Annotated in this window: 25 protein-coding genes; 12 read left to right on the top strand and 13 right to left on the bottom strand. The window is 63.5% G+C overall.

The window, feature by feature from the left end:
* Position 1: 1 nt before the first annotated feature.
* From plsX to RA26_RS01020, 3 genes are all read right to left on the bottom strand, one after another.
* Positions 2-1,114 carry a phosphate acyltransferase PlsX gene (gene plsX / locus RA26_RS01030; protein ID WP_039178605.1) on the bottom strand — a complete coding sequence of 371 codons (1,113 nt, stop codon included), beginning with the start codon at positions 1,112-1,114 and terminating at the stop codon, positions 2-4.
* 37 nt (positions 1,115-1,151) lie between these two features.
* Positions 1,152-1,358: a 50S ribosomal protein L32 gene (gene rpmF, locus RA26_RS01025; protein WP_008558107.1), complete on the bottom strand. Its 207-nt coding sequence runs from the start codon at positions 1,356-1,358 to the stop codon at positions 1,152-1,154.
* Positions 1,359-1,582: 224 nt separating this feature from the next.
* Positions 1,583-2,119, bottom strand: a complete 537-nt coding sequence (locus RA26_RS01020; RefSeq protein ID WP_039178602.1) for a YceD family protein — start codon at positions 2,117-2,119, stop codon at positions 1,583-1,585.
* A gap of 101 nt (positions 2,120-2,220) precedes the next feature.
* Between RA26_RS01020 and RA26_RS01015 the strand changes: the two genes are divergently transcribed.
* The 3 genes from RA26_RS01015 (at position 2,221) to RA26_RS01005 (ending at position 5,379) form a co-directional block, all read left to right on the top strand.
* Positions 2,221-2,694 (top strand): outer membrane protein assembly factor BamE, encoded by a 474-nt coding sequence (locus RA26_RS01015; RefSeq protein WP_039179862.1) that lies wholly within the window; start codon positions 2,221-2,223, stop codon positions 2,692-2,694.
* 66 nt (positions 2,695-2,760) lie between these two features.
* Positions 2,761-3,507 (top strand): GNAT family N-acyltransferase, encoded by a 747-nt coding sequence (locus tag RA26_RS01010; RefSeq protein ID WP_052272267.1) that lies wholly within the window; start codon positions 2,761-2,763, stop codon positions 3,505-3,507.
* A gap of 63 nt (positions 3,508-3,570) precedes the next feature.
* Complete coding sequence (locus RA26_RS01005) at positions 3,571-5,379, top strand: ABC-F family ATP-binding cassette domain-containing protein (RefSeq protein ID WP_082015728.1); 1,809 nt, start codon at positions 3,571-3,573, stop codon at positions 5,377-5,379.
* Positions 5,380-5,524: 145 nt separating this feature from the next.
* On the opposite strand, the gene RA26_RS01000 is transcribed toward RA26_RS01005, so the two are convergent.
* Positions 5,525-6,079, bottom strand: a complete 555-nt coding sequence (locus RA26_RS01000) for a sugar O-acetyltransferase (RefSeq protein WP_039178597.1) — start codon at positions 6,077-6,079, stop codon at positions 5,525-5,527.
* 150 nt (positions 6,080-6,229) lie between these two features.
* Positions 6,230-6,517 carry a putative quinol monooxygenase gene (locus RA26_RS00995; RefSeq protein ID WP_039178595.1) on the bottom strand — a complete coding sequence of 96 codons (288 nt, stop codon included), beginning with the start codon at positions 6,515-6,517 and terminating at the stop codon, positions 6,230-6,232.
* A gap of 95 nt (positions 6,518-6,612) precedes the next feature.
* On the opposite strand from RA26_RS00995, the gene RA26_RS00990 reads away from it, so the two are divergent.
* Positions 6,613-6,969, top strand: a complete 357-nt coding sequence (locus RA26_RS00990; protein ID WP_039178594.1) for a winged helix-turn-helix transcriptional regulator — start codon at positions 6,613-6,615, stop codon at positions 6,967-6,969.
* 297 nt (positions 6,970-7,266) lie between these two features.
* Here the strand turns inward: RA26_RS00990 and RA26_RS00985 are convergent, their stop codons facing one another.
* Together RA26_RS00985 and RA26_RS00980 are read right to left on the bottom strand one after the other, a co-directional pair.
* Positions 7,267-8,022, bottom strand: coding sequence for an SDR family NAD(P)-dependent oxidoreductase (locus RA26_RS00985; protein ID WP_039178591.1), 756 nt, complete (start codon positions 8,020-8,022; stop codon positions 7,267-7,269).
* A gap of 88 nt (positions 8,023-8,110) precedes the next feature.
* Positions 8,111-9,028: a GNAT family N-acetyltransferase gene (locus RA26_RS00980; protein WP_052272266.1), complete on the bottom strand. Its 918-nt coding sequence runs from the start codon at positions 9,026-9,028 to the stop codon at positions 8,111-8,113.
* A gap of 46 nt (positions 9,029-9,074) precedes the next feature.
* Between RA26_RS00980 and RA26_RS22880 the strand changes: the two genes are divergently transcribed.
* On the top strand, positions 9,075-9,212 hold the full coding sequence (locus RA26_RS22880; RefSeq protein WP_193747569.1) for a hypothetical protein: 138 nt from the start codon (positions 9,075-9,077) through the stop codon (positions 9,210-9,212).
* Positions 9,213-9,509: 297 nt separating this feature from the next.
* On the opposite strand, the gene tyrS is transcribed toward RA26_RS22880, so the two are convergent.
* Complete coding sequence (gene tyrS, locus RA26_RS00975; protein WP_039178589.1) at positions 9,510-10,766, bottom strand: tyrosine--tRNA ligase; 1,257 nt, start codon at positions 10,764-10,766, stop codon at positions 9,510-9,512.
* Positions 10,767-10,909: 143 nt separating this feature from the next.
* On the opposite strand from tyrS, the gene RA26_RS00970 reads away from it, so the two are divergent.
* Positions 10,910-12,019, top strand: a complete 1,110-nt coding sequence (locus RA26_RS00970; RefSeq protein ID WP_039178586.1) for an anhydro-N-acetylmuramic acid kinase — start codon at positions 10,910-10,912, stop codon at positions 12,017-12,019.
* Positions 12,020-12,099: 80 nt separating this feature from the next.
* Here the strand turns inward: RA26_RS00970 and RA26_RS00965 are convergent, their stop codons facing one another.
* A complete protein-coding gene (locus RA26_RS00965) occupies positions 12,100-13,002 on the bottom strand; it encodes a fatty acid desaturase (protein ID WP_052272265.1) in 903 nt (300 codons plus the stop codon).
* A gap of 44 nt (positions 13,003-13,046) precedes the next feature.
* A complete protein-coding gene (locus RA26_RS00960; protein WP_039178583.1) occupies positions 13,047-13,466 on the bottom strand; it encodes a cupin domain-containing protein in 420 nt (139 codons plus the stop codon).
* A 57-nt stretch (positions 13,467-13,523) separates the two neighbouring features.
* On the opposite strand from RA26_RS00960, the gene RA26_RS00955 reads away from it, so the two are divergent.
* Complete coding sequence (locus tag RA26_RS00955; protein WP_039178582.1) at positions 13,524-14,942, top strand: protein adenylyltransferase SelO; 1,419 nt, start codon at positions 13,524-13,526, stop codon at positions 14,940-14,942.
* Between the two features lie 95 nt (positions 14,943-15,037).
* On the opposite strand, the gene RA26_RS00950 is transcribed toward RA26_RS00955, so the two are convergent.
* The gene (locus RA26_RS00950; RefSeq protein ID WP_039179851.1) at positions 15,038-15,916 is read right to left on the bottom strand and encodes a DMT family transporter; all 879 of its coding nucleotides are present in this window, start codon (positions 15,914-15,916) and stop codon (positions 15,038-15,040) included.
* A 122-nt stretch (positions 15,917-16,038) separates the two neighbouring features.
* On the opposite strand from RA26_RS00950, the gene RA26_RS00945 reads away from it, so the two are divergent.
* Positions 16,039-16,743 carry an endonuclease/exonuclease/phosphatase family protein gene (locus RA26_RS00945; protein ID WP_039178580.1) on the top strand — a complete coding sequence of 235 codons (705 nt, stop codon included), beginning with the start codon at positions 16,039-16,041 and terminating at the stop codon, positions 16,741-16,743.
* A 217-nt stretch (positions 16,744-16,960) separates the two neighbouring features.
* Here the strand turns inward: RA26_RS00945 and RA26_RS00940 are convergent, their stop codons facing one another.
* Positions 16,961-18,277 (bottom strand): DEAD/DEAH box helicase, encoded by a 1,317-nt coding sequence (locus RA26_RS00940; RefSeq protein WP_039178578.1) that lies wholly within the window; start codon positions 18,275-18,277, stop codon positions 16,961-16,963.
* A 350-nt stretch (positions 18,278-18,627) separates the two neighbouring features.
* Between RA26_RS00940 and RA26_RS00935 the strand changes: the two genes are divergently transcribed.
* On the top strand, positions 18,628-19,041 hold the full coding sequence (locus RA26_RS00935) for a Fur family transcriptional regulator (protein ID WP_039178575.1): 414 nt from the start codon (positions 18,628-18,630) through the stop codon (positions 19,039-19,041).
* Positions 19,042-19,063: 22 nt separating this feature from the next.
* On the opposite strand, the gene RA26_RS00930 is transcribed toward RA26_RS00935, so the two are convergent.
* Positions 19,064-19,627, bottom strand: coding sequence for a hypothetical protein (locus RA26_RS00930; protein ID WP_039178574.1), 564 nt, complete (start codon positions 19,625-19,627; stop codon positions 19,064-19,066).
* Positions 19,628-19,881: 254 nt separating this feature from the next.
* Between RA26_RS00930 and RA26_RS00925 the strand changes: the two genes are divergently transcribed.
* From RA26_RS00925 to RA26_RS00915, 3 genes are all read left to right on the top strand, one after another.
* Positions 19,882-20,775, top strand: a complete 894-nt coding sequence (locus tag RA26_RS00925; protein WP_039178572.1) for a DMT family transporter — start codon at positions 19,882-19,884, stop codon at positions 20,773-20,775.
* Positions 20,776-20,948: 173 nt separating this feature from the next.
* Positions 20,949-22,223, top strand: coding sequence for a phosphopyruvate hydratase (gene eno / locus RA26_RS00920; protein ID WP_039178569.1), 1,275 nt, complete (start codon positions 20,949-20,951; stop codon positions 22,221-22,223).
* A 159-nt stretch (positions 22,224-22,382) separates the two neighbouring features.
* Positions 22,383-22,835 (top strand): MEKHLA domain-containing protein, encoded by a 453-nt coding sequence (locus tag RA26_RS00915; protein WP_039178566.1) that lies wholly within the window; start codon positions 22,383-22,385, stop codon positions 22,833-22,835.
* The last annotated feature ends 207 nt before the right edge of the window (positions 22,836-23,042 follow it).

Raw genomic sequence — 23,042 nt, 5'->3', positions numbered from 1 at the left:
TTCAGTCTTTTTCGGTGGCCGCCCGCATCTTGCGGGGGGCAGTATTATCTTGGGTATGCAAACCGGCAGATGCAACCCGCGCTGCCAGCTTTTCGGCGAATCCGTGCTGTGCCAGCCGGAAGGCCAGTTTGACCGCAGCGGAGACGCCCATGGCATCGGCGCCGCCGTGGGATTTCACCACCGTGCCGTTGAGCCCGAGAAACACGCCGCCATTGACGCGGCGGGGGTCCATCCGTTTGGATAGCCGTTTCAGGGAGGTCATCGCCAGCACTGCGGCAATCTTTGACAGGAACGAGTACCCGAACGCCTCGCGCAGTGCGGTGCGCATCAGGCTAGCAGTGCCTTCGCCGGTCTTGATCGCGACATTGCCGGTAAAGCCGTCGGTCACGATCACATCGGCGACATCGCCGGGAATATCGCTGCCTTCGACAAAGCCGACGAATTCGTAATTCGCCTGCTCCGCTTGTTCTGAGATCAGCCCGAAGGCCTCCTTCAGTTCGGCGCGGCCTTTGTGCTCTTCGGTGCCGACATTCAGCAGGCCCACGCGGGGGCGGGCGATGTCCATCGAGTTGCGCACGTAAGATGTGCCCATCAGGGCGTATTGCAGCAGATCCTCGGCATCCGCCTTCACGTCGGCGCCGACATCCAGCATCACGTTGAAACCTTGCGGGTTCAGCGAGGGCCACAGGATTGCAATGGCGGGCCTGTTGACGCCCGGCAGCTTGCGCAGCCGCAGCATCGAGAGCGCCATCAGCGCGCCGGTGTTGCCGCAGGAGACCGCGCCCGAAGCCTCGCCGTTCTTGACCGCGTCCAGGGCCGACCACATCGAGGTGCCCTTGCCGTTGCGCATCACCTGGGAGGGCTTGTCCTCCATGGTGACCACATCGCGGGCATCGCGAATCTCGACGCGGCCCTTGAGCGCGCGCTTTTTGGCAACCAGAGGTTCCAGCTGTTCGGTAGGCCCATGCAGGATGAACCCGATATCCGGATTCTTTTCCGCAGACATGGCAATGCCGGCCACTACAACTGCAGGGCCGGCGTCTCCGCCCATGGCGTCAACAGAAATAGTGATGCGGCCGGCTTTTGCCTGATTTTGATCGGGTTTACCCGTCATGCGAAAGCCTGCCTGGCATCAGGATCCTGTCCGTGGCTTACGCCGCGTCCTCATCGATCTCGATCTCGTCTGCAGCTGCGACGATTTCCTTGTCGTCGTAGTGGCCGCAGGAGGGGCATACGTGGTGCGGGCGCTTCAGCTCGCCGCAGTTGCCGCATTCGTTCGGATTCGCAGCAACCAGTGCATCGTGCGCGCGGCGGTTGTTGCGGCGCGATTTGGATACTTTGTTCTGTTGGACGGCCATGTCTCAACCTTTGTCTGTTTGGGCCTTGGGGCCATCCCCGCGGCGCGATTGCATTCTGTTCGATCAGTCTGACGTGCGTTTAGGCGTCTGCCCAAGCATTGTCCAACCAAAAATTCCGATGAGCGCGCGAAAATACTGCGAATCTTCGCTGGCGCAAGCTGTTTTTTAAGGCAGCCGGCGGTGCGGCGCCAGAGATGATTTTCTGCGCTGCAAAAAATCTGCGCTCAGTCCTCATCTTTCAGCTGGCCGCGCAGCGCCGCAAGGCCTGCGAACGGCCGGGTGTCCTCGTCGCGCATCGGCTGCACGCCGTCCTCGGCATAGACCGCCTCGCCCAGTTCGGCGCCGTCTTTGCGCGGATAGGCGGGGATGTGCAGTGCCAGCGCCTCTGCCATCACCGCAGCAGGGTCGATGTGGCTGCCTAGCGGTTCAATGCTGTCATCCTCGGGCATTTCAACCTCGGCGCCTTCCGGGGTTTCGATGCGGGCCAGATAGGTGATTTCCACCGCTTCCTCGACCCTTGTGGTCACCGGCTCCAGCGTCACTACACAGTCCTGCACCACGGTTGCCCCCAGCCGGCCTGACAGTTTCCAGTCCTTCTTGCCCATCGCCTTGATCTCGCCGCTGAAGCGCAGTTTGCGCAAGGCGTTCACCCCCAGTTCCGCCGCCAGCGCGGCCATGGCGGCCTTGTCCGGGATGATTTCAAAGGCGGTCGGGGTGTTCTGCGGCAGGTCCGCGACCCGCAAAGCGGTGCTGTCAGACATATTCGGGGACTTTCGTTTCTTGAACCGGAGGCGGTCATTAGGTAATCGGGTTAAAAGACGTATTCAAGCCGCCGGTGATGGCGGCAGGCTGGGGGGCAGTCATGGTTGCAAAGGCATTTCACTTCAAGGCGGTTTTGCGCGGGGCGGTATTTGCGGCAGCGGGGCTGGCCCTGGCGGCCTGTACTTCGGTCTACCGCAAGCACGGCTATGTGCCGGCGCCGGAACTGCTGGCAGAGGTGGTGCCGGGTGTCGACACCCGGGATTCGGTGGCCGAGACCATCGGTATTCCATCCTCGACCGGCGTGCTCAACGAAAGCGGCTACTACTACGTGGCCACCCGGTTCCGCCACTACGGTGCCAAGGCGCCGGAGCCGGTGGCACGCGACCTGGTGGCGATCAGCTTTGACACATCCGGCGTGGTGCAGGCGATCGAGCGTTACAGCCTGGAAGACGGCAAGGTGGTGCCCCTGGAGCGCCGCGTGACCAGCTCCGGCGTTCAGGACAACACATTCCTGCGCCAGCTGTTGGGCAACCTGGGCAATTTCGCCCCCGGTCAGCTGCTGAACAACGAATAGGACTGCTTCCTGCTCTGTCACTGCGCATATGCTAAGGTCTGAGCTGGAAAGCTGGAGGCCGCTGCCATGGCGGAACCTGACATGCTGCTGAACAGGGGGCGCTATCGCGCCCGGCTGGCTGCAAGTGCAGCGGATGTGGCTGCGGCGCAGGCCCTGCGGGCCCAGTGTTTCCGCTCCGGGTGCACAGACAGCGATGCTTTTGACAGCGAATGCTGCCATGTTCTGGTGGAGGAGCAGCCCGGCGGCGCACTGGTCTGCTGTTTCCGGCTGCTGCTGCTGGAAAGCGGCGCGGAGCTGGCGCGGAGCTATTCAGCACAGTTTTATGATCTGACAGCATTGCAGGCTTTTGAGGGGCGGATGGCCGAACTGGGCCGGTTCTGCATTCACCCGAATTGGCAGGATGCAGATATTCTGCGTGTCGCTTGGGGGGCAATGACGGGCCTTGTTGACGGGCAGGGGGTGCAGATGCTGTTTGGCTGCTCGTCCTTTGCAGGCATCTCTGCCGCACCCTACGCTGAGGCATTGGCGCTGCTTCGGCAGCGGCATCTGGCGCCGGCGCAGTGGCGGCCGGGCATCAAAGCGCCCGAGGTGGTGTGTTTTGGCGCGGAACCGCTGCGGGAGGCGGAGACTAAGAAGGCCCTTCAGAAGATGCCGCCCTTGTTGCGGACCTATCTGCTGATGGGCGGCTGGGTCAGCGATCACGCGGTGGTGGACCGGCAGATGAACACGCTGCATGTGTTTACCGGGCTGGAGATTGGCGCCATTCCTGATACCCGCAAGCGGTTGCTGCGGGCTGTGGCTGGCGGGGACTGAGTATTTCAGGAAAGATGAACGGGGAGCGTTGACGCGATTTTGCCGCCGGGGTAGCAGCCTTTCATGGCACGTATTCCTCTTTTGCAGATGTCCGGCATTTCCCTCACCTTTGGGGGCGATCCGGTTTTTTCGAACCTCGATCTGGTGGTGCAGCCCGGCGACCGGGTGGCGCTGGTGGGCCGCAATGGTTCCGGAAAATCCACCCTGATGAAGGTGATGGCGGGGATTGTTGAAGCCGATCAGGGCGATATCGTGGTGCCGCCGGGCAAGTCGGTCGGCTACATGGAGCAGGACCCGAAGATGGAGGGGTTTGCTACCTTAGGTGATTTTGCCGCCAGCGAGCTGGATCCCGGCGAGATGTACAAGGTGGAACGTGCAGGCGAGGGTCTGAAATTCGATCCCGCACGGCCGGTTGAAACCGCCTCCGGAGGTGAGCGGCGGCGCGCGGCGCTGGCCAAGCTGATGGCCGAGGCGCCGGACCTGATGCTGCTGGACGAGCCGACCAACCATCTGGATATCGAGGCAATCACCTGGCTGGAGAACGAACTCAAAAACACCCGCGCGGCTTTTGTGCTGATCTCCCACGACCGCGCGTTTCTGAGGGCGCTGACCCGGGCCACCCTGTGGGTGGACCGCGGCGAGGTGCGCCGGCAGGAAAAGGGGTTTGAACATTTCGAGGCCTGGCGCGATAAGGTCTGGGAAGATGAAGACATGCAGCGCCACAAGCTGAACCGGCTGATCAAGTCGGAAAGCCGCTGGGCGGTGGAAGGGATTTCCGCGCGCCGCAAGCGCAACATGGGCCGGGTGCGGGCGCTGCAGGATCTGAAGGCGGAGCGCGCAGGCCAGATCAAACGGCAGGGCACCGCCGAGATGGCGCTGGAATCCGGCCCCAAGTCGGGCCGCAAGGTGATCGAGGCCGAAGGGCTGAGCAAGGCGTTCGGCGGCAAGCAGATCGTCCGGGACTTCTCGCTGAAGGTGCAGCGCGGTGACCGGGTGGCTTTTGTCGGTCCCAACGGCGCAGGGAAAACCACGCTGCTGAAGATGCTTCTAGGTATGGAAGACCCGGATGCAGGTGCGGTCAAACTGGGCACCAACCTGGAGATTGCGTTGTTCGACCAGACCCGCGACCAGCTGGACGGCGATTCGACCCTGTGGGAGAATCTGACCGCCGATCCGCTGCTGGGGATTTCCGGCAAGGCCGATCAGGTGATGGTGCGCGGCCAGCCCAAGCACGTGGTTGGGTATCTGAAGGAGTTCCTGTTCGACGAGCGACAGGCGCGGGCGCCGGTGCGTTCGCTGTCGGGCGGTGAAAAGGCGCGGCTGTTGCTGGCGCGGCTGATGGCGCGGTCCTCGAACCTGCTGGTTTTGGACGAACCGACCAACGATCTGGATGTGGAAACGCTGGATCTGCTGCAGGAGCTGCTGGACAATTACGACGGTACCGTTCTGCTGGTCAGCCACGACCGGGATTTTCTGGACCGGGTGGCGACCACCACCATTGCAATGGAAGGCAACGGCAAGGCCACCGCCTATGCCGGCGGCTGGAGCGACTACATCGCGCAGCGCGGGCCGCTAGAGGTTGCGGCTAGAGCGGAGAAGGTGAAGCCCGCGAAGGCGAAGCCTAAGCAAGAGAGCCAGCCCAAGGGCGGCCTGAGCTTCAAGGAAAAGCACCGGCTGGAGGCGCTGCCTGCGGAGATCGAACGGCTGGAGGCGGAGATCGGCAAGCTGCAGGAGCTGATGAACGATCCGGAGCTGTTCACCCGCGAGCCGGTCAAGTTCAAGAAGGCCACTGAGGCGCTGGTGGAACGGCAGGAAAAGCTGGCCGCCGCTGAAGAGGAATGGCTGGAGCTGGAGGAAAAGGCCGGGGCCTGAGGCCGGTTCCTCAGTTAGGTCAGAACGTCTGACCAAATGTTTCGCGCGCGAAACATTTGGTCAAAGATGCTGCCATAATGCTTTGGAAACTATCGAGAAAGTTGAATCTTGGGTGAAGGCGGCGGGCGCTGGCTTTACCCTTTGATTACCCCTGCCGGAGGCGGGCGGGATTGCCGGTGACGGTCTGGCCCGCGGCGACATCTGTGGTTACCACGGCGCCCGCGCCAACGATGGCGCCGTCGCCGATGGTGACGCCCGGCAGGATGATCGCGCCGCCGCCGATCCAGACATCTGCGCCAAGGGTGACGGGATAGGCAATCTCCAGCCCTTTGGCCCGCAACGCACTGTTTTTGTGGTGCTGGGCACAGTAGATCTGCACGTTCGGCCCCAGCATGGTGCCGTCGCCGATGCTGACGGGAGCGGTGTCCAGAATGGTGCAGCCCGCGTTCAAATAGACGTTGTTGCCGAGGGTGATGTTGATGCCGTAGGCGCAGTGAAACGGCGCCTCGATCAGGCAGTTTTCGCCGGCGGCGGCGAAGAGTTTGGCGAGCGGCGGGCTGAGGTTTTCAGCCGGATCAGGCAGTGCGCCGTTGTGCTGATGCACCGCAACGCGGGCCTGGTGGCGCAACGCCGAGAGTTCGCTGTCCAGGCAACAGTACCAGTCGCCTGCCTGCATTTTCTGCCGTTCGGATTTGTTCATCGGGGCCTCCTGACCCGGAGTGAAGGGCGGAGGGCCGGGATTGTCAACGCCCGGGCAACTCCCGCGCCCGCAGGCGCCCTGGCTTCGCCAAGGCGCCCTTGTTCGGCCTTGGGCCCGGCACCGCTGGCGCGGTGCCGGGCGGGCTGCAACTCAGGCGGTTTGGGTCATCTCGTTGAGGGTAAAAGCGGCCACTGCGCCCTCTGTTGCGGCCATATAGGCGGCCAGGTGCGGCGCGTTCATGTGCTGCTGCCACAGCGCCCGCGATTCCCAGGTTTCGTAGAACACAAAGAAGCCGGGTGTCTGGTTGTCCTGGTGCAGGTCATAGCGGATGCAGCCTTCCTCGGCGCGGGTGATGGGCACCAGCTTTTCGAGTTCGGCTTTGACTAGGGCTTCTTTGCCGGGCTGGGCGGTGATCTGGGCGAGAATGGTCAGGGCCATTTGGGCCTCCTGTGCTTGAGTGGTTTGACGGGACGGGATATGGCTGCATGGTGTATTCTGCGCAAGAACGCACGTTTTGTGAGGGTAGGTACAGAATGGATACTGGAAATCAGGGCGAAAGCCGGGCGGCACGGTTTGAGACTTACGATTGCAGCGGCGGCTGCCCGGTTGAGGCGGCGCTGGAGCAGATCTCAGGCAAGTGGAAGGGACTGATCGTCTATCACCTGCTGCCCGGCACCTTGCGGTTCAATGCCCTGGCGCGGGCGCTGGGGGATGTGACACAGCGCAGCCTGACCAAGCAGCTGCGGGAGCTGGAGGCGGATGGCATCGTGCACCGCAAGGTCTATGCCGAGGTGCCGCCGCGGGTGGAATACAGCCTGACCGGCAAAGGGCAGGCGCTGCGCCCGGTGATCGAGGCGCTGGCGGCCTGGGGTGCCGGTCCGGGGAGCTAAGGCGGCAGTTTGGCAAGAAGCTCCCGCGGCCGCAGGTGCCCTGGCTGCGCCAAGGCGCCTTTGTGCGGCCTTGGGCCGGGCATTGCTGCGCAATGCAGAAGATTCTGCTGAGACGCGCTTTAGGGGCAGGCTTGCCCTGAAGGCGCGATTTCCAGTGTGTGATCTGCTGAGGCCGCTTCAAGGGTGAACGGCGCAGGCGCCGCCGCTTTGGGCTCCGCCCGTTCGCAAGCGAAACGCTCCCCCGGAGCGTTTCCAGGGAGCTTGCTCACCCCTTGACCCGGCCTCAGCAGCGGGGTGTCAGCGCATGCGCAGGGCGCCGTCGATGCGGATGACTTCGCCGTTGAGGTATCCCATCTCGACGATGAAGCCCGCGAGGCGGCCGTATTCGCGCGGATCGCCCAGGCGGGCGGGGTTGGGAACATCTGCAGCCAGCTGCTGCTGCACCTCTTCCGGCAGGCCAGCCAGCATGGGGGTCATGAAGATGCCCGGCGCGATGGTCATCACCCGGATGCCGGAGGACGCTAGATCCCGCGCCATTGGCAGGCACATGCCGGCAACCCCGCCCTTGGAGGCAGCATAGGCGGCCTGGCCCTTTTGCCCGTCAAAGGCCGCAATCGACGCGGTGTTGATGATCACGCCGCGGGCGTTGTCTGCATCGGGCGCGTTCTTGGTGATCTCGACAGCGGCAAGGCGGGCGACGTTGAAGGTGCCGACCAGATTGATGTCGATGGTGCGCTTGTAAGCATCCAAGGGGTGCGCGCCTTCCTTGCCCACGGTCTTGGCGCCGATGGCGATACCGGCGCAGTTCACGCAGGCAGTGATCTTGCCCATCTTCTCAGCAGCGTCGGCGATGGCAGCAGAAACAGACTCTTCGCTGGTCACGTCGGTCTGGGCGAAGTTGCCGCCGATTTCTTCGGCCACCTGCTGGCCGCGTTCGGCGTCGCGGTCCAGAATGGTGACCTGGGCGCCTTGTTCGGCGAAGTAGCGCGCGGTGGCCTCACCCAGGCCGGACGCGCCGCCGGTGACGACGGCTGCAGTGTCTGCAAGTTTCATGAGCGGGGCTCCTCCCGGTTATCTGAACATGTGTTCATATAATGGAGGGGCCGGGGATCTGTCCAGCGGGACGGGGCGTCGCGGGTGTTTAAGCGCCCATCAGGCGGCGGTCGAGCAAGGATAGCGGTTGCAGAAGGCGGCCCAGCGGTGGCCATAGGCCCCAGGTGCCGCCCAGGCGGTGCAGTTGTGCGCCGGTGCCAAGCTTGAAGCGGGCAAGGCCGGGGGCGTCCTCGGTGTTGATGAGGCCGAGGTCCAGGCGGCAGACGCCCTTGGCGGCGAGCCAGTTTGCGGCCTCCCATAGCAGGAGCGGGTGGGCGCTGAGCCGTTTACCGCGCGTGGTGGTGTGGGCGATGTGGTAGCTGGCGGCATTGCCATGGGTGAGGATCAGGATTGCGGCGACCGGTTCCTTGCCCTCAAACGCCTGGAAGAGTTTTACCTGCCCCTTGTTCTCGCGCGCATAGGCGAGGGTGAGACCAATCGGCCAGCTGCGATAGCCGCGAGCGGATTGCTGTTTTGCGTCGGCGCGGAACAGCCAGTGGCGCACGTCATGCGGCAGGTTCTGGCGGGTGAGGCGGAGGGGCTGCGCCTCGCCGTGTTTCAGCCGGTTGCGCCATTTCGGGTGCAGCGCGGCGCGGCGCTGGTCCGCATCGCCGCTGAGGTCCCAGAGCGCGGCGTGGGCGGGCGTGGCCAGCGGCACGGCGCCGAGGCGGGCAAGATGCGGCGCTGGGGATTCGGGCGACAGGATCAGCGGCGTACGGGCAAGGGCGCCTGCGCGCAGGGCCGCCAGCAGGGGGGCGGGATCTGTCAGATCCGCCCGGTTCACCATCGCCAGCCGCAGCCCGCCGGGCAGGCGGCGGTGCAGCACCAGCGTATCGTCGAGTAACAGCGGGTCTTGGCCGCAGGCCATCAGCGCGCGGGCGAACTCCGGTGATTGCTGGAGCGCGCGGGGTTGGGGGCGGGCGGTAGCTGCTGCGGGCAGATCGGGATCGGGGGCGCTGTCGAACATAATTCCATTAACGCGCTGGAAACCTAAATTATGGTTAATTTCCAGTATGAGAAATGCAAAACAGATCATGGGGCAGGCGGCAGCCGCCCCGCGGATGACCAAGGCGGCGGCGCTGCTGATTGCGATCGGGTTGTCGGTGCCGGTCTTTCTGGTGCTGACGCTGGTGGAGGCGCTGCTGTTTTAGAGGCAGGATGATTTGCTGAGAGGCGCCTAAGGTCAGGTCTGCCCTTAGGCGCCTGTTCCAGTGTATCCCGGCCATCCCCGCCTCAAGGGTGAACCGTGCTGCGCACGGCCGCATGCGCGGCCCTTGACCCGGGGCTGGCCTGAGTGGGGTGTTGCGAGGAAGTGCTGGCGCGCCGCGCAGCGGCGCGCGGCCCAACCGTGAAGGCTCATCTTGGATGAGGCTGGAATGGGCGGGAGCATCTGCGGGCAAAAAGAAAGGGAGCCAATGGCTCCCTTTTTCCGTTTCATGGCAGAAGGCTCAGCCGTCCAGCCGCACCAGCGCGTGGCGCTTTTTGCCGGCGCTCAGCTTGATCGGCGAAGACAGAGCGCCCGCGTCGATCATCAGGCCTGCATCGGTCAGCGGCTGGTCGTCGATTTTGGCACCATTCTCGGAAATCAGCCGCTTGGCGTCCTTGCCGGATTTGGCAAGGCCGGATTTCACGATCAGTTGCACGATCGAGATGCCGTCGCCCAGATCGGCAGTCGTCAGCGAGAGAGTGGGCAGGTCATCGCCCACGCCGCCCTTCTCGAACACTTCACGTGCGGTGGCTTCGGCGGCGGCTGCGGCCTCGGCGCCGTGCAGGAGGGTGGTCACTTCGTTGGCGAGGATGACCTTGCCCTCGTTGATCTCAGAGCCCGCCAGCGCGCCGATGCGTTCGCATTCCTCCACCGGCAGTTCGGTGTAGAGCTTCAGGAAGCGGCCCACGTCGGCGTCGGTGGTGTTGCGCCAGAACTGCCAGAATTCATAAGGCGACCGCATGTCGGCGTTGAGCCAGATCGCGCCTTCGGCGGTCTTGCCCATCTTCTTGCCGTCCGAGGTGGTCAGCAGCGGCGAGGTGAGGCCGTAGACCTCATGATCGATGGTGCGGCGGGTGAGGTCGATGCCGTTGACGATATTGCCCCACTGGTCAGAGCCGCCCATCTGCAGGATGCAACCGTAGCGGTTGTTCAGCTCCATGAAGTCATAGGCTTGCAGGATCATGTAGTTGAATTCAAGGAACGACAGGGACTGCTCGCGATCGAGGCGCGATTTGACGCTCTCGAACGACAGCATCCGGTTCACCGAGAAATGGCGGCCAATGTCGCGCAGGAATTCCAGGTAGTTCAGCCCATCCAGCCATTCGGCGTTGTTCAGCATCAGCGCCTTGTTCGGCGCGTCGCTGTCATAGTCGATATAGGCCGAGAACACCTTTTTGATGCCGGCGATATTGTCGTCGATCTGTGCTTCGGTCAGCAACGGGCGCTCGTCGGCGCGGAAAGACGGGTCGCCCACCTTGGTGGTGCCGCCGCCCATCAGGGTGATCGGCTGGTGGCCGGTCTTCTGGAACCAGCGCAGCATCATGATCTGAATGAGTGAGCCGACGTGCAGCGATTTCGCTGTGGCGTCAAAGCCGATATAGGCCGGGCGCACACCTTGCAGCAGGGCGTCGTCAAGGCCCTGATAATCGGTGCAGTCCGCGAGGAACCCGCGTTCCATCATGACTGCGACGAAATCCGATTTCGGTGTGTAGGTCATAATATGCCTCGGTCTTTGATTTTGCACCATGCCCTATAAATCGCATTGGCGCCGGTTGGAACCTGTTTTCCCGGCAAATTATGCGCTGTAGTATCCCCAGCAACGGGCGGTACGGCCCGGATCCAGAAGGATGGGGGCAGGCCATGAGCAGGGCCATTGCAAAAACGGGTGCGGTACGGGCGCTGGGGGCGATGAGCGGCACCTCGCTGGACGGGGTGGATGCGGCGGTGGTGGTGACCGACGGCGCGCGCATTCACGGGTTTGGCGAGAGCAGCTACCGCGAGTATTCGGCAGAAGAACGCAGCGTGTTGCGTGCGGGCCTCGGCAAGTGGGCGGGGCCGGAGGTGGAGGCTGCGGCAGAGGTCTGCGATGCGGCCCATGCGGCGGCGCTGGCGGAGTTCGGCGATGTGGAAATCATCGGCTTTCACGGCCAGACCCTGGCCCATGCGCCGCGGCTGCAGGGAACCCTGCAGGTAGGCGACGGCGCGGCGCTGGCCGAACACCTGGGCAAGCCGGTGGTCTGGGATTTCCGCAGTGACGACGTGGCAATGGGCGGCGAGGGCGCGCCGCTGGCGACGTTCTTTCACTTTGCCTGCGCCAAGTATATAGGTGCTGAGCGGCCCTTGTGTTTCCTGAACCTGGGTGGGGTTGGCAATATCACCTATGTAGATCCGCGGTTTGAGCGGCCAGAGGAGCCAGGAGCGCTGTTGGCCTTTGACACCGGCCCGGCCAATGCGCCGGTCAATGATCTGGTACAGGAGCGTTTGGGCATTCCCTGGGACGCGGATGGCAAGGTGGCGCGCTCAGGCAAAGTGGAAACAGGCGCGCTGGAGCTGTTCCTGGCCGAGCCGTATTTTGCAAGAATGCCGCCCAAGTCGCTGGACAGGAACGATTTTGCTGAGATGGTTGAACTGGTCAATGAACTGAGCGACGCGGATGCTGCGGCCACCCTGATTGCCATGTGCGCCGCTGCCGTCGCGCAGGGCATGGAGCATTGCCCGGAACCGCCGGAGATGGTGCTTGTCACCGGCGGCGGGCGGCACAATCCGGTACTGATGGAGATGCTGCGGGTGTCGCTTGATTGCCCGGTGAAGCCGGTAGAGGACGCAGGGCTGGACGGTGACATGCTGGAGGCGCAGGCCTTTGCCCATCTGGCGGTGCGGGTGGCGCGGGGAATGCCGACATCGGCGCCTGGCACCACCGGAGTCAGCGCCTGTGTGGGCGGCGGTGTGGTGAGCGTGCCGGGGGCGTAAGGTTGTGACCGGCGGACAAGAAACTTCGAAGTTTCTTGGCAAATTTCTTCCAAGAAATTTGTGCGGCCTCTGGCGGCGGATCAGCGGGAGAGCTGGCGGAGGTAGTCCGCCGTGAACTCCCCGTACCCGTCTGACGTCGACTTCAGATGTGCCCGGGTAAAGGTGTGGAATGCGGGGAGCCTGTGGAAGGGCACGTTCGGAAAGGCGTGATGCTCGGCGTGGTAGGGCATGTTCCAGGCCAGGAAACGCACCACCCGGTTGGTGAAGGTGGTGCGGGAGTTCTCCAGCATGTTCGCCACCGGGGGGCAGAGACCGTGTTCCGCCAGCAGATAGGCGCGCAAGAAAGGCTGGCCGATCAGCAACGGGACAATCCACAGCCATAGAACCAAGGGTGAGGCCAGCAGGCTCAGCAGGGCGGCGGCGTAGAGGACCAGCAGCGCACGCGCCTCTAGCTGCACATGCGCGTGGCGGCGTTCGGGCAGGTAGGGGGCGTTGATGGTGCCAAAGGCGTTGCGCCAGAGGGTTGCGGCCATTGCGCGCCAATAGCCCCAGCCGCTCAGGTATGTGAGCCATTGGCCGAATGTCCCAGGCCGTCCGCCATGTTCCAGCTCCGGGTCGCGCTGGGGGTCGTTGGTGTATTTGTGATGCGCCAGGTGAAAGTAGCGGAACCAGACAAAGGGCAGCGCGATGGCAATGGCGCAGAAATGGCCCGCTGCTTCATTCAGCCATTTGCTGCGGAACGGCGTCTGGTGGGTGCATTCGTGGCTGAGCGTGAAGAGAAAGACCAGCAGTATGCCTTGCGGCACCATCAGCAGCGGCCAGAAGGGTATTTGCAGAGCGAGACCCGCGGTGCAGGCAGCAAGGGCAGCCAGATACAGGGCAAGATGCCGAAGTCCCGCCGCATCGGAACGGGCCGTCAGGGCGGCCTTTGTCTCTGGCGGCAGCGATTTGATCAGGGCTGTGTGATCCAGTGCGGCAGACATGTGGACACTCTTGTCCAGTCTGGCGATTCGCTGCAAGGGGCTGGTCAGCTGCGCGGGATGTCGAAGCCCGGAGCAGCCAGTTCAAACCCCTCAAACTCAAACCCCGGCGAAACCGTGCAGCTGACCAGCGTGTAGTCCCCGGTGCTGCGGGCAGCCTGCCAGTGGCCCTCGGGCACAATCAGCTGCGGCGCGCCTTTGGTCAGGTCCGGGGTGAGCAGGTGGTCCTGCGCCGGGCCCTCATCGGTCGCCGCCAGCGACAGCACCAGCGGTGCGCCGGCGTGGTAGAGCCAGATCTCGGCGGCATCGACCCGGTGCCAGTGGCTGGCTTCGCCTGCCTTCAAAAGGAAGTAAATACAGGTGCCTGTGGGGCGGCCTTCATTTTCCGCACGCCAGGTTTCCTTGTACCAGCCGCCCTCCGGGTGCTGCTGCAGTCCCAGGTGTTCGATGATCCGGTCTGCGTCCATTGCTGCTGCCTCCGCTTTGGTGCTGGTAAATCTCTATTCCAGTCATATGTTTGGGCCATGACATTCACGATCCCCTTTGACAACACCTATGCTGCCCTGCCGGGGCAGTTCTACTCCAAACTGCCGCCGCAGGCGGTAAAGGCGCCGCGGCTGGCGGCCTTTAACGAGGATCTGGCGCGGATCATGGGGATCACATCCGGTGAGGCCGGGGAGATGGCGGCGGTGTTCGGCGGCAATCTGGTGCCGGAGGGGGCTGATCCGCTGGCGCAGCTTTATTCCGGGCATCAGTTCGGCACGTATAATCCGCAGCTGGGCGACGGGCGCGCGATCCTGCTGGGCGAAGTGGTGGGAACGGACGGCAGGCGCCGTGATATCCAGCTGAAGGGTTCGGGACGGACGCCGTATTCGCGCAATGGCGACGGGCGGGCCTGGCTGGGGCCGGTACTGCGCGAATATGTGGTGAGCGAGGCGATGCACAGCCTGGGCATCCCGACCACCCGCGCGCTGGCGGCGGTGGAGACGGGTGAGACCGTCTGGCGCGAGGGCGGCCTGCCCGGTGCGGTGCTGACCCGGGTGGCGGCGAGCCATTTGCGGGTGGGCACCTTCCAGGTGTTCGCGGCCCGCGGTGACAAGGCGAGCCTGCAGCAGCTGACGGACTATGCCATTGCCCGCCATTACCCGGAGGTGGAAGGCCCGATGGGCCTGCTGCAAGCCGTGCGCGATGCGCAGGCGGAGCTGATAGCCGCCTGGATGTCCGTGGGGTTCATTCACGGGGTGATGAATACCGACAATTCTTCGATCTCCGGCGAGACCATCGATTATGGCCCGTGCGCCTTCATGGATGTTTATCACCCGCATACTGTGTTTTCCTCGATCGACCGGGGGCGGCGCTATGCCTATGCCAACCAGCCCGCGATTGCGGTCTGGAACCTGGCGCAGCTGGCAACCGCGCTGATCCAACAGATGGACGACCCGCAGGACGGTGTCGCGGCGGCGACAGAGATTGTGCATGCGATGCCCGCGCTGACCGAAGCGGCCTGGCTGCGGCGGTTCCGCGCAAAACTGGGGATCACTTCAGAACAGGAGAGTGATTTGGAGCTGGTTACTTCCCTGCTGGGGCGGATGGCAGAGAACCAGAGCGATTTCACCAATACGTTCCGTACCCTGGGTGAAGGCACGGCAAGGGACCAGTTCACCGATCCGGTGGCTTTTGATGCTTGGGAGCCGGACTGGCAGGCGCGGCTGGAAGGCGAACCAGACCCGCAGGCGGTCATGCGTGCGGCGAACCCTGCCTTCATTCCGCGCAACCACCGGATCGAGGAGATGATTGCCGGTGCGGTGGCAGGCGACTATGCGCTGTTCCACCGGCTGAACACGGTGCTGGCCAACCCTTATGAGGACCAGCCGGAGCACAAGGATCTGCAGCGCCCGCCGCTGCCGGAGGAAGTGGTGCAGGCGACCTTCTGCGGCACCTGACTGGCTTCTTTCTGGTGCAAAATACCCCGGGGGTGAATTGAGCCGAACGGCTCAAGAGGGGGCAGGCAGCCCTACTTAACCAGAACAGATCTGGTTTATTTGCGGTTGATCAGGAACACGCCTGCAGCAACCAGCGCCAGGGCGGCCCAGACCTGCAGCCCGATCACCTCATCCAGCAGCGCCCAGCCCATGAGCACTGCCAGCACCGGCGAAAGAGAGCTGAAGGATGCCACCGAACTGGCGCGGTAGATCTTGATCAGCTGGAACCACAGGAGATAGCCGAGGCTGGCGATGCAGATCCCCTGGAAGGCTAGCCCCCAGAGGTGCAGGGGTTCGATACCGCGGATCAGCGGTCCGAACAGCGGCGCAGCAGCCGTCAGCAGCACGGCTGAGACTGCCAGCTGGAACACAAGCTGGGTGACCGGCGGCACTGCGGCCAGCGGCGTGATACGCAGGCAAAGCGCAATGCCCGCCCAGCCGAAGGTGGCACCTAGTGCCAGCAGATCGCCCGCCAGGCTGGCGGTGCCGCCGCCCCGGTCCAGAACCGCCAGCGCCACCCCGCCCATCGCCAGAACCAGGCCGAGGCTGCGGACCCGGTTGAACTGTTCGCCGGGCAGCAGCAGATGCGCAGCCAGCGCCAGCCAGACCGGCATGGAGTAGAAGATGATCGACGCGCGCGAGACGGAGGTCACATCCAGTGCGATGAACAGGCAGATGAATTCAAAGCAGAACAGAAGGCCCGCAACCACACCCCAGAGCGCGGCGCCGCGGGGCAGCGGGCCGAGCCGCGGACGGCGGAGGATGATCCAGACCGCCAGCACCAGGAGGCCAATGGCGGAGCGAAGCCCGGCCTGAAACACCGGGCCAAAGCCGCCGCCTGTCACCTTGATCACCACCTGGTTGAAGGCGAGGAGCAGGGCAAAGCCGGTCAGAAGTGCAGCGCCGGAGGTGTCGATGGGGCGTTTTTCTGTCATGGCGGCAACTGGAGGCGGGCAGCCGCGGCAAGTCAAGCGGAACCCGGTGGCGCTGGCGGCCGGATCGGGGCTGTACGGCGGCACGGGTTTTGCGCAAGATCGGGACAGCGAAAGGGGGACGGATGCCGAAAGCCAAAAGGCCTGATACGCTGCGGATTGCCACGTACAACATTCAGAAATGCATCGGCCTGGACCTGCGTCGGCGGCCCGAGCGGATTCTGCAGGTGCTGGGCGGGATCAAGGCCGATGTGGCTGTGTTGCAGGAGGCGGACAAGCGCCTGCCGCCGCGCCCGGCGGCACTGCCGCATTTCCTGGTGGAGGAAACCGGCTGGCAGGCGGCGGACCTGGGCGGCGCGGGTTCGCTGGGCTGGCACGGGAATGCGGTGCTGTTCAGGAATGCGGTTCGGCTGAGGGCCAAGGGACATATCGCCCTGCCGGGGCTGGAACCGCGCGGTGCGGTTTGGGTGGAACTGGACACTGGACTGGGCGTGGTGCGGGTGATTGGTGCGCATCTGGGGCTGACAGGCCGGGCGCGGCGCGAGCAGATGCATGCGCTGGCACGGGCCGCCAAACATGATGACGCTGCCGTGGTGCTGGCGGGTGATTTCAATGAATGGTCGCGCGGCCAGGTGCTGGAGCATATCGCACCGGCGCTGAAGTTCCTGCCGCCCAGGCCCAGCTTTCCAGCGCTCAGGCCCCTGGGGGCGCTGGACCGGATCGCTCATTGCAAGCGTTTGCAGGCCGTGGCGCATGGGGTGCATGGGGGGCGGCCTGCCCATATCGCTTCGGACCATTTGCCGGTCTGGGCGGATCTGCGGGCGGTTTGAGGCGGGCGCGCTTCCGCGCCTTTTCCGGCAAATTGCCGTCAGGCTTGGGCGTGGCGCTGCTGCTCAGCGCAGGGATTATATGCTGAGAGGCGCCCAAGGGCAGATTTGCCCTTGGGCGCGAATTCAAATGTGTGGTTTGCCAGTGCCGCGTCAAGGGCAAGCCGCGCGTTTCGCGCGGTCCCTTCGGGACCCTTGACCCGGCGCTGGCGGAGAGAGCTTATCGCGCGCGCTGTTTCTGGCTGCGGCGCTGGGCGTTGCCGGGCTTGCCGCCCTGCGGTTTGCCCTGGCCGCTGTTACCGCCGCCGCCACCGCGGCGGCGCTGGCCGCCGGGTTTGCCGCCGCCGCGGCGTCCGCCGGGACGGCCGCCCGGTTTGCCTGCGGGGGCTGCCGGATCGGGCATCGCTTCCCAGGGGCGGCCGGAAGCGGTGGGGATGGTGATCTTCATCACCTTCTGGATCGCCTTCAGCTCTTCCATTTCATCCGGGGCGCAGAGCGCGATTGCCTGACCGTCCTTGCCCGCGCGGGCGGTGCGGCCGATACGGTGGACATAAGCGTCCGGGACATTGGGCAATTCGTAGTTGTAGACGAATTTCACATCCGGAATGTCGAGACCGCGGGCCGCCACGTCGGTGGCAACCAGAACCTTGATCTCACCTGCCTTGAAGGCGGCAAGCGCGCGCTCGCGCTGGCCCTGGGATTTGTTGCCATGGATGGACGCCGCGGCAAAACCTGCCTTGTCCAGCGTCTTCATCAGCTTCTCCATGCCCCATTTGGTGCGGCCGAAGACCAGGGTGCGTTCGTCCTTGTGCTCGTTCAGCAGTTCCTTCAGCAGGTCCAGCTTGGCGGCCTTGGCGATGAAATGCACCGACTGGGTGATCTTGTCGGCGGCCTTGCCCGGAGGTGAGACCTCGATCCGGACCGGGCTTTGCAGGTAGGAGTTGGCGATCTCGTTCATCTGTTTGGGCATGGTGGCCGAGAACAGCATGGTCTGGCGTTCTGCCGGGATCAGCGCCGCGATCTTGCGCAGCGTGTGGATGAAGCCGAGGTCCAGCATCTGGTCGGCCTCGTCCAGCACCAGGAAATCACAGGAGCCGAGGTCCAGCGCGCCGCGGTCGAGGATGTCGATCAGGCGGCCGGGGGTGGCAACCAGGATGTCGGTGCCCTTGGCGATGCGGGCGATCTGCGGGTTGATGGAAACACCGCCGACCACCAGGCCCACTTTCATCGGGGTGCCCTCGGTCAGGCCCTTCAGCGTGTCGGCGATCTGGTTGGCCAGCTCGCGGGTCGGCGCCAGCACCAGGCCGCGCACGGTCATCGCGGCGGGCTTGCGGCCGTATTCCAGCATCCGTGCCACCAGCGGCACACCGAATGCGGCGGTTTTGCCGGTGCCGGTCTGCGCCAGGCCCAGCACGTCCTTGCCGTTCAGGGCATGGGGAATGGCGCGGGCCTGGATCGGGGTGGGGTCGTTCAGACCCATGTCCTTGAGGCGGGCGAGGAGCTTCTCAGGCAGCCCCATGGTCGAAAATTCAGTCACGTATCGTCCTTTCACGGCCCTGCGGTCTGCACGGGCCGGGTCCGCTGCGCGGCAGCGGGTTCATGCGGGGCAGGGACCTCGGGCGCGCGCTGGCCGGATGCCAGGCCGCTGGCCTCTGCAATCCCCACGCGTGATCTTGGGAATGGCGGCATATCACTAGACCCCGGAATATTGTCATGCGCTGGATGCGCGCCCGGTCTCATGGCCTCTGCTCACGCGGCAGGGAGGGATGCCTGTGCGCCAAATGGCTGTGGATAAGGTGTTTGTCAAGCTTTGATACGGGTGAAAAGCCTGTTTTCGCCGCAGAATGCATCCGTTAAAGAGGAAGGTCAGAAAACCACGAGGAAGAGATGCGAAAGACGATTATCGCCCGCTGCGAGGCCAAGGGGCTGCGCATGACCGGCCAGCGCCGGGTGATTGCCCAGGTGCTGCAGGACAGCGATGATCATCCGGATGTCGAGGAGCTGTATACGCGCGCCAGCGCGATGGACGCGGGGATTTCCATCGCCACAGTGTACCGCACTGTGAAGCTGTTCGAGGAAGCGGGGATTCTGGAACGGCTGGAGTTCGGCGATGGGCGGGCGCGGTATGAGGATGCTGAACGTGAGCATCATGACCACCTGATCGACATGAACACCGGCGAGGTGATTGAGTTCTGCGACCCGGAAATCGAGGCACTGCAGGAGCGGATCGCGCGTAAGCTGGGCTATGAACTGCGCGGGCACAAGCTGGAGCTTTACGGGGTGCCGGCCAAGAAGGCCTGAACCTGCCGGAGAACTGGCCAAGCTACAGCTTGGCTTCGCCTTTGATCTGCACCGTGATCTTGTAGGACTTCATCAGTTTCATTTGCTGCGCCAGATAAGCGGCATTGCCTGCATAGCGCAGCTTGAACCCTCTGACTGTTTTCTTCTTGGGGACCCAGTCCCAGCGGAAGTCATAGACATCGTTCACTGTTCCATCGAATTCGAACGTCTTGCCCTTGGGGGTCAGATTGCCGGAGAGGGACGCCTGATACAGTGTTCTGGCAAGGTCGCGGTTCTTGACGAAGAAGATCGTCACATTCTTCAGCTTGACCGGATTCTTGTGCTTTGCAGCAATCTTGCGCAGTTCCGCGCTGTTCAGGATGGCTTGCGAGATTTTTGATTTCACCCCGTGACTGATGTTCCCCTTGCCATCAATGGAACGTTTCATGTGCTCATAGGCGATGGGATAGCTCTTGTTCTCCGCCTTGTTGGCATCATGCATGGCTGCCCTGATTTCATCCACGGCGGATTTGCCAAGCTCGTCGATCGCCTTCTCGGCGTCCTTGGCGGTTTTGATCAGTGAATTCAGCGGGTCGAAGTCTGGCATCAGGGTGTCTCCTGCTGGATATGGAAACGGTGTGCGGCGCGATATGTGGTGCGGCGGAACCCCGGGACACTGCCGATATGCTGCGGCTGCAACCGGGAGCTGGTACTCCTTAATATATATCAGAAGTCTTGATGGTTGCCGTAACGACTTGTCATGGCAGGGCGTCGGAAACGGAGTTGCCCACGCCGGGACACTGATGTTTTTTGCCCGGATGGTCTGGCGTGCTGCCGGTCTGCAATACAGGACGCGCGAACATGAACAACCTGCACGGCATTTTGCTGGTCATCGTCTCGATGGCCGCCTTCACGCTTGAAGACATGTTCATCAAGCAGCTGTCCGGTACCTTGCCCGTCGGGCAGATCCTGATCTGCCTTGGTGTTGGCAGCGGGCTGGTCTTTGCGGTAATGGCCAAGATGCAAGGGCACAACCTGTTTGCGCCGCGGTCCTGGCGGCTGCGGCCCGTACTGCGTGCGGGGACAGAGGCGGTATCGGCAATGGGCTTTGCCTCGGCGCTAGCGCTGGTCGACATCTCGGTTGTGGCCGCCGTGTTTCAGGCGACGCCGCTGGTGATCACTATGGGGGCTGCGCTGTTTCTGGGCGAGCAGGTCGGCTGGCGGCGCTGGCTGGCGATTTGCGTCGGTTTTGCCGGGGTGCTGCTGATCATCCGGCCGGGGCTGGACAGCTTTGAGCCTGCGGCATTACTGGTTTTGATCGCGGTGCTGGGTGTTGCCACGCGTGATCTGATGACACGGGTAATGGACAGCGCGGTGCCCTCCACCATTGTCAGTTTTCAGGCGTTCCTGTCGGTCATTCCTGCGGGTCTGCTACTGCTTGCGTTCACCCCTGGCGACGCGCAGGTGATGGAGCAGAATGAATACCTGATGCTGGCAGGCGGTGTGCTGTTCGGCGTGCTGGGGTATTACGGCATTGTCACGGCAACGCGGGTGGGGGATGCCTCTGCGGTGACGCCGTTCCGCTATACTAGGCTGTTGTTTTCGATCCTGGCGGGCGTGCTGGTCTTTGGCGAAAGGCCGGATGCACTGACGCTGACAGGGGCTGCGCTGATCATCGGATCGGGGCTTTACACCTTTGTGCGCGAGCAGCGGCTGGCACGGCGGGCCCGCCGGGCGGCTGCTGCTGCGGCCTGACGTCCCTGCTGGCGGAAATCCTCTACCCTGTTGGCGCAAACAGCGCCTTGTTAGCCCTAACCTGCCGCTTTTATGCGTGTTAGCGATAACGATCCCGGTTTACTTTCCTGCAGCGGCTGGTATGACGCTGGCAGCAAAACGCGCCGCTTTCAGGCCAAACCAAGGATGGACAGATGAGCACCATTATCGACATTCACGCCCGTGAGATCCTCGACAGCCGGGGCAACCCGACGGTTGAGGTCGACGTGATCCTGGAAGACGGCACCATGGGCCGTGCTGCCGTGCCCTCGGGCGCCTCTACCGGCGCCTATGAGGCGGTGGAGAAGCGCGACGGCGACAAGTCCCGTTACATGGGCAAAGGCGTGCTGGAAGCGGTGGCCGCGGTGAATGGCGAGATTGCCGAGGAACTGGTGGGTTTTGACGCGACCGAGCAGGTCGCGGTCGATCAGGCGATGATCGAACTGGACGGCACCGAAAACAAGGGCCGCTTGGGTGCCAACGCGATCCTGGGCGTGTCGATGGCGGTGGCCAAGGCAGCCGCAGATTTCACCACCCAGCCGCTGTACCGCTATATCGGCGGCACCTCGGCGCGCGTCCTGCCGGTTCCGATGATGAATATCATCAACGGAGGCGAGCATGCCGACAACCCGATCGACATTCAGGAATTCATGATCATGCCAGTGGCCGCGGACAACATCCGCGAAGCGGTGCGCATGGGTTCCGAGGTGTTCCACACCCTGAAGAAAGAACTGTCGGCAGCAGGTCTGTCGACCGGTATCGGCGACGAGGGCGGCTTTGCCCCCAACATCGGCTCCTCCCGCGAGGCGCTGGACTTCATCCTGAAGTCGATCGAAAAGGCAGGCTACAAGCCCGGTGAGGAGATTTACCTTGCGCTGGATTGCGCGGCGACCGAATACTACAAAGACGGCAAATATGTCCTGTCTGGCGAAGGCAAATCCCTGACTTCCGAAGAAAACGCCGACTATCTGGCGGCGCTGGTCAATGACTACCCGATCATCTCCATCGAAGACGGCATGTCCGAAGACGACTGGGACGGCTGGAAGCTGCTGACCGACAAGATCGGCAACTCTGTGCAGCTGGTGGGGGACGACCTGTTCGTGACCAACCCGGCGCGTCTGGCTGAGGGCATCGAGCGCGGGGTGGCGAACTCGATGCTGGTGAAGGTGAACCAGATCGGTTCGCTGACCGAGACCCTGAAGGCGGTCGATATGGCGCACCGCGCCCGTTACACCAACGTGATGTCGCACCGCTCGGGCGAGACCGAGGATGCCACCATTGCGGACCTGGCTGTGGCCACCAACTGCGGCCAGATCAAAACCGGCTCGCTGGCGCGCTCTGACCGGCTCGCGAAATACAACCAGCTGATCCGTATCGAGGAAGCGCTGGGCGAAGTGGCTGAATACGCGGGCCGTACGATCCTGAAGTAAGGCCTGAGGCCGGAAGATTTGCATGTCTATCTTGCAGGAAAGCCCCGCCTGAATGGCGGGGCTTTTTTCCTGTTTGCCGGTCCGTTTGAACGTCCGGCGGCTGGAAGAAGCGGCAAGCGCAGTCTATTGCTCCCCTACGAGACTTCTTAAGAGGCAAAGATGCAGGTGCCCGGACCGGAGAACAGCTATCAAGCCGCGCACGCAGAGCTACTGCTGACGTCATTTTTGAATGTGACGGGCCGAACGCTGCTCAATCGCGCGGACGCCGAAGCACTCTATCACGCGCCATTCCCGGTTCTGTCGCATAACACCGCCGCCGATCCGGTGCTGACCTATGGCAACCTGGCGGCGCAGGCGCTGTGGGAGATGGGCTGGGAGCAGCTGACCGCGATGCCCTCGCGGCTGACAGCGGAGCCTGCGCACCGGGAGCAGCGCGAAGCGATGTTTGCGCAGATGCGCGCCAAAGGGTTTATCGAAGATTATGCGGGCGTCAGAACCAGCGCCTCGGGGCGGCGGTTCGAGATCCGGGGAGCGGTGATCTGGCCGCTGCTGGGGCCGGACGGCGTGAAGCTGGGAGAGGCAGCAAGTTTCCGGGAGTACGGGTTTTTCTGACAGCATACCTGCCGGAAACGGCATATGTGGCCCGGATCACAGACGCTCACGCGGGCGTCATGCTAGCGTGTTCTTACGCGGTGCAAAGGCGCTGCGGGAAAGGGGAACAGGCCATGACGATGCGGATGATGCGCACAGTGGCAATCTGCGCAGTTCTTTCAACCCTTTTGGGGTGCAGCGGACCGGGGATGTACCCGTTCAGCGGTC

This window comes from Leisingera sp. ANG-M7, from assembly GCF_000813965.1.
In the GTDB taxonomy this organism is placed as follows: domain Bacteria; phylum Pseudomonadota; class Alphaproteobacteria; order Rhodobacterales; family Rhodobacteraceae; genus Leisingera.
The sequence above is the reverse complement of the archived record's forward strand: the minus strand, read 5'-3'. Positions and strand labels throughout refer to the sequence as shown.

Excerpts from the sequence above, each read along its gene's own strand:
- plsX (WP_039178605.1), bottom strand. The coding sequence starts at position 1,114 with ATGACGGGTAAACCCGATCAAAATCAGGCAAAAGCCGGCCGCATCACT.
- rpmF (WP_008558107.1), bottom strand. The coding sequence starts at position 1,358 with ATGGCCGTCCAACAGAACAAAGTATCCAAATCGCGCCGCAACAACCGC.
- RA26_RS01020 (WP_039178602.1), bottom strand. The coding sequence starts at position 2,119 with ATGTCTGACAGCACCGCTTTGCGGGTCGCGGACCTGCCGCAGAACACC.
- RA26_RS01015 (WP_039179862.1), top strand. The coding sequence starts at position 2,221 with ATGGTTGCAAAGGCATTTCACTTCAAGGCGGTTTTGCGCGGGGCGGTA.
- RA26_RS01010 (WP_052272267.1), top strand. The coding sequence starts at position 2,761 with ATGGCGGAACCTGACATGCTGCTGAACAGGGGGCGCTATCGCGCCCGG.
- RA26_RS01005 (WP_082015728.1), top strand. The coding sequence starts at position 3,571 with ATGGCACGTATTCCTCTTTTGCAGATGTCCGGCATTTCCCTCACCTTT.
- RA26_RS01000 (WP_039178597.1), bottom strand. The coding sequence starts at position 6,079 with ATGAACAAATCCGAACGGCAGAAAATGCAGGCAGGCGACTGGTACTGT.
- RA26_RS00995 (WP_039178595.1), bottom strand. The coding sequence starts at position 6,517 with ATGGCCCTGACCATTCTCGCCCAGATCACCGCCCAGCCCGGCAAAGAA.
- RA26_RS00990 (WP_039178594.1), top strand. The coding sequence starts at position 6,613 with ATGGATACTGGAAATCAGGGCGAAAGCCGGGCGGCACGGTTTGAGACT.
- RA26_RS00985 (WP_039178591.1), bottom strand. The coding sequence starts at position 8,022 with ATGAAACTTGCAGACACTGCAGCCGTCGTCACCGGCGGCGCGTCCGGC.
- RA26_RS00980 (WP_052272266.1), bottom strand. The coding sequence starts at position 9,028 with ATGTTCGACAGCGCCCCCGATCCCGATCTGCCCGCAGCAGCTACCGCC.
- RA26_RS22880 (WP_193747569.1), top strand. The coding sequence starts at position 9,075 with ATGAGAAATGCAAAACAGATCATGGGGCAGGCGGCAGCCGCCCCGCGG.
- tyrS (WP_039178589.1), bottom strand. The coding sequence starts at position 10,766 with ATGACCTACACACCGAAATCGGATTTCGTCGCAGTCATGATGGAACGC.
- RA26_RS00970 (WP_039178586.1), top strand. The coding sequence starts at position 10,910 with ATGAGCAGGGCCATTGCAAAAACGGGTGCGGTACGGGCGCTGGGGGCG.
- RA26_RS00965 (WP_052272265.1), bottom strand. The coding sequence starts at position 13,002 with ATGTCTGCCGCACTGGATCACACAGCCCTGATCAAATCGCTGCCGCCA.
- RA26_RS00960 (WP_039178583.1), bottom strand. The coding sequence starts at position 13,466 with ATGGACGCAGACCGGATCATCGAACACCTGGGACTGCAGCAGCACCCG.
- RA26_RS00955 (WP_039178582.1), top strand. The coding sequence starts at position 13,524 with ATGACATTCACGATCCCCTTTGACAACACCTATGCTGCCCTGCCGGGG.
- RA26_RS00950 (WP_039179851.1), bottom strand. The coding sequence starts at position 15,916 with ATGACAGAAAAACGCCCCATCGACACCTCCGGCGCTGCACTTCTGACC.
- RA26_RS00945 (WP_039178580.1), top strand. The coding sequence starts at position 16,039 with ATGCCGAAAGCCAAAAGGCCTGATACGCTGCGGATTGCCACGTACAAC.
- RA26_RS00935 (WP_039178575.1), top strand. The coding sequence starts at position 18,628 with ATGCGAAAGACGATTATCGCCCGCTGCGAGGCCAAGGGGCTGCGCATG.
- RA26_RS00930 (WP_039178574.1), bottom strand. The coding sequence starts at position 19,627 with ATGCCAGACTTCGACCCGCTGAATTCACTGATCAAAACCGCCAAGGAC.
- RA26_RS00925 (WP_039178572.1), top strand. The coding sequence starts at position 19,882 with ATGAACAACCTGCACGGCATTTTGCTGGTCATCGTCTCGATGGCCGCC.
- eno (WP_039178569.1), top strand. The coding sequence starts at position 20,949 with ATGAGCACCATTATCGACATTCACGCCCGTGAGATCCTCGACAGCCGG.
- RA26_RS00915 (WP_039178566.1), top strand. The coding sequence starts at position 22,383 with ATGCAGGTGCCCGGACCGGAGAACAGCTATCAAGCCGCGCACGCAGAG.